Raw genomic sequence first — 3,340 nt, 5'->3', positions numbered from 1 at the left:
ATTGACTGGCACTGTTGGCTTTTAATCCCTCTAATTTATTGGAGGGCGCGCTTAGGTGTTTCTCCGTACCGGAGAAACGCTCGCCCTGCCGGGGGCAGAATCAGAAGCAAAATCAAAACCAAAAAAAAGGCACCAGCATGGCAATCCCACGTCTCAGTATGAAAGCAGGTAAGCCCGGCGCAGCCGGGGCTCATGCTGCTTACATTTCCCGACAGGGTGAATATGCCAATCGGTTAGAGCGAGGCGAAAAGCTGGAGGCAACCGAGGACGGCAACATGCCGCGCTGGGCCATGCACAACGCTCAAGAATTCTGGAAAGCCTCTGACCAGTACGAGCGAAAAAATGGCAGCACCTACCGCGAGATGGAGATTGCTTTGCCCCGTGAGTTGCCGCCGGAGCAGCGCATCGAGCTTGTTCGTGAATGGGTTGCCCAGGAGATTGGCGACCGGCACGTCTATCAGTGGGCCATTCACAACAAAAGCGCCGCTGATGAGGGCGAGCAGCCCCACGTCCATTTGATGTTTTCTGAGCGCCAGGTGGATGAAATCGAGCGCGACCCGGACCTGTATTTCAAGCGCTACAACGCGAAGCAGCCGGAGAAGGGCGGGGCGAGGAAGGAGTACGGAAACGTCGATCCAGCCTTGAAGGGTAAAGAACGCAAAGCCGCCCGCGCCGCCGCTTTAAAGGAATTGCGCGGGAGATGGGGTGACCTGTGCAATGTGCACCTGGAGCGAGCGGGTCTCTCTGAACGAATCGATATGCGGAGTTACAGGGAGCAGGGTATCGATCGTCAGCCCGAGCGAAAAATGCGCCCTTCAGAGTGGCGCGAAGAGAAAGCTCAGGTCATCGAGTTCCGCGCCGTTAGGCGCGAGCTGGAGGCTGCCCAGTCCGAGTTACCGAACGGAGGCGCCATGATTATTGACCTGCAGAAAGCGCGCCTCGCCGCTGATCGGCGGCGGCGTGAACGACAACAGGCGGAAGAGCTGGAGCTTCAGCTGAAGGCTGAGGCCGATCAGCGCCGAGTGGAACTCATGGCGATACTCACCGAACTGGAACAGGTGTGTGGGATCGCCTTGGAGTTGGGTTTTCTGCCGAGCATAGAGAAATATCAAAGGTCGGTGAGTGACTGGTTGCGAGCGCCGGATTCATGTCCCTGCACGCCTGAGCAACTGGCCGATATGCGCGACAAGCTGCACTCCCATGTTGAGAAAAAACAGGCGGAAGAGCAGGAGTTTCAGCTGGCCCAAGCGCACTACGATATGGGTACCCCGGAGCTTTTCTACACCGATGTTGAGTCGACCCATGATGAGCCAGAGCTTACCCAAGAGCTTGCCGATGAGGCCGAAAGCACACCTCAGGCCGAGCCAGAATCAGAATCGGAGCCAGAGATAGAACACAAGAATTGTCCGCCGCGCATGGGCTAAGTGCGTAAGTACTTACGCTAGATCCAACGGCATCTGGTTTAGTCGAGCGCGGGCCGCTTCCCATGTTTCACCAGGGCGAGCAAGTTTCGCGATCTCAGCATCTGAAATCTTCCCGGTCTTGCGCTTCGCCGTGGCCTTTCCGACCACCTTGGCGGGTTTCTTTGGCGCATAGTCGAACACTAGGTGCGTGATTTTTCGTCCAGCCTTGCGCTGCGTCCAAGACACTTGGAGCGGGCTGTGCTCGTTGATCTGCTCGATGGCAGGCTCAAGCACCCATCGTTTGAGGTCGCGAATGTTGCTGTAGCGATCCTCGAGCTGCATGGCCTCGCGGAGCCATTCTATTTCAACCTCTCGCCGTCCAATGCTGCGCCACTGCACCAAGATTTCGTACAGGCGAATGGCGTGGGCGCTGGTCATCTGCGCTACGTCCGACAGTGCATAGCGTGTGAACTGCTCAGTGAGCTGGGAGAGATACGGAATCATCGGGGTGCTGAATCTCATGGAGATAGACCCCATCGACTCTTGATAGACAATCTCCTGCACCCAGCGAGTGAGTCTAACCTTCGACGCGCCCCTGCCATTTGGTGCTTCGTTCAGAGTTACACGGCGGTCGAATAGTCGCTCTGATGCGGCCTTCAAGTTCTGGTAGGTCGTCCCCAGCTTCGTCCCTGTCATCTCCGCAATCTGCTGTGCACTGACGGTGTAGAGCTGCTGATCGGTCAGCGGTTCGTCCCGTCGTACTTGGGCAATGCAAGCGAGCATGATCCGCTGTTCGTACAGGCTTAGCCGGTACGAGGCCTCGATCAAGGCGTTTGACTTACAGACCAGCGCATCCTTCATGGCACTACCCGCATTATGTGAGCTGTTTATATTTTTCACACAATACCATCAATCTCTCCACATATAACCATCAATCCCTCCCCATATGACCATCAATCCCTCCCCATATGACCATCAATCCCTCCCTTTATTGAGTCTGTAACCCACGTAAATCAAGGGCTCAAGAGGCGCTAAAAGGTTTAAAAGGATTAAAAGTAAAATAGGGTGCTGCGCACTACGTGGCCCCGCTGGGGCCGCATTTATGCCCCTGAAGGGGCGGGGGATGTGTCTGGGAAATCCCGTCAATCCCCTCCACATATCATCGCCTGGGAGGCCGCTAGGAGCGTGTGATCAGGGTATCGAGGCGGATCGCAAATGGCGTCCATCCAATGACTGAACCGGCGCCTGAGAGGCCTACAGGCGTTTTGGCGGGGATTGGAAGTCCGCTGTTCCCTCTTCTTTGGCGGAGCCAAGGATTGCATCACCGGCCTTTTTCCATTCGATCCGGCTCGGATCGTTCGGCGGTGTGCGTGCAATCACTGCCAACGCCCCGGTCAGTTCGCCCAGGTCGATCAGCGAAGTCCCTTTCTTTTTGTCGACCAGCCCAACCAATCCAAGAAGCCCGGCGATTTTGTACAGCTCGTGGTCACGGCGTTTTCGTTCGGCGGAGGCTTCGGCCTTGAGAATACGGTTGGCCTCGGATTGAGCTGACCTGGCTCGCTCTGATGCCTTCTCGGCTCGAATCAGGACAGTGAGGAGTTTCTCTTCATCGGGCGTTCGGGTGGGGTTTTCTGACAACAGGAGGAGTAGGGAGAGTTGATCGCTGGGGTTCTTCAGTCCGCGAATAAACAGGATTTTGTTGGAGAGCCAAGCGGCATCCTTTTCGGATTTTGTTGGTTTGGATGATTCGGCGGTTTTATTCACATTATTTGACTCTGAAATAAATTAAACCCAGTGTATCCGCGATAGAATTGACTGGCACTGTTGGCTTTTAATCCCTCTAATTTATTGGAGGGCGCGCTTAGGTGTTTCTCCGTACCGGAGAAACGCTCGCCCTGCCGGGGGCAGAATCAGAAGCAAAATCAAAACCAAAAAAA

The 3,340-nt window shown here is 55.4% G+C and carries 3 protein-coding genes; 1 reads left to right on the top strand and 2 read right to left on the bottom strand.

Annotated features, from left to right (window positions below):
• Window positions 1–137 precede the first annotated feature (137 nt).
• Complete coding sequence (locus AC19YQ_RS24825; RefSeq protein WP_500596176.1) at window positions 138–1,424, top strand: MobA/MobL family protein; 1,287 nt, start codon at window positions 138–140, stop codon at window positions 1,422–1,424.
• Window positions 1,425–1,436: 12 nt separating this feature from the next.
• Here the strand turns inward: AC19YQ_RS24825 and AC19YQ_RS24820 are convergent, their stop codons facing one another.
• Together AC19YQ_RS24820 and AC19YQ_RS24815 are read right to left on the bottom strand one after the other, a co-directional pair.
• Entirely contained in the window at window positions 1,437–2,264 is an 828-nt protein-coding gene (locus tag AC19YQ_RS24820; RefSeq protein ID WP_500596175.1) for a RepB family plasmid replication initiator protein, read from the bottom strand.
• 393 nt (window positions 2,265–2,657) lie between these two features.
• Window positions 2,658–3,167, bottom strand: a complete 510-nt coding sequence (locus tag AC19YQ_RS24815; RefSeq protein ID WP_500596174.1) for a conjugal transfer protein TraD — start codon at window positions 3,165–3,167, stop codon at window positions 2,658–2,660.
• Between the last annotated feature and the right edge of the window lie 173 nt (window positions 3,168–3,340).

The organism is Pseudomonas sp. MF06569, assembly GCF_059862735.1.
This window is presented reverse-complemented; position numbering and strand designations above follow the sequence as displayed.

Bases quoted from the DNA above. Each gene is read 5' to 3' on its own strand.
- AC19YQ_RS24825 (WP_500596176.1), top strand. From the start codon at position 138: ATGGCAATCCCACGTCTCAGTATGAAAGCAGGTAAGCCCGGCGCAGCC.
- AC19YQ_RS24820 (WP_500596175.1), bottom strand. From the start codon at position 2,264: ATGAAGGATGCGCTGGTCTGTAAGTCAAACGCCTTGATCGAGGCCTCG.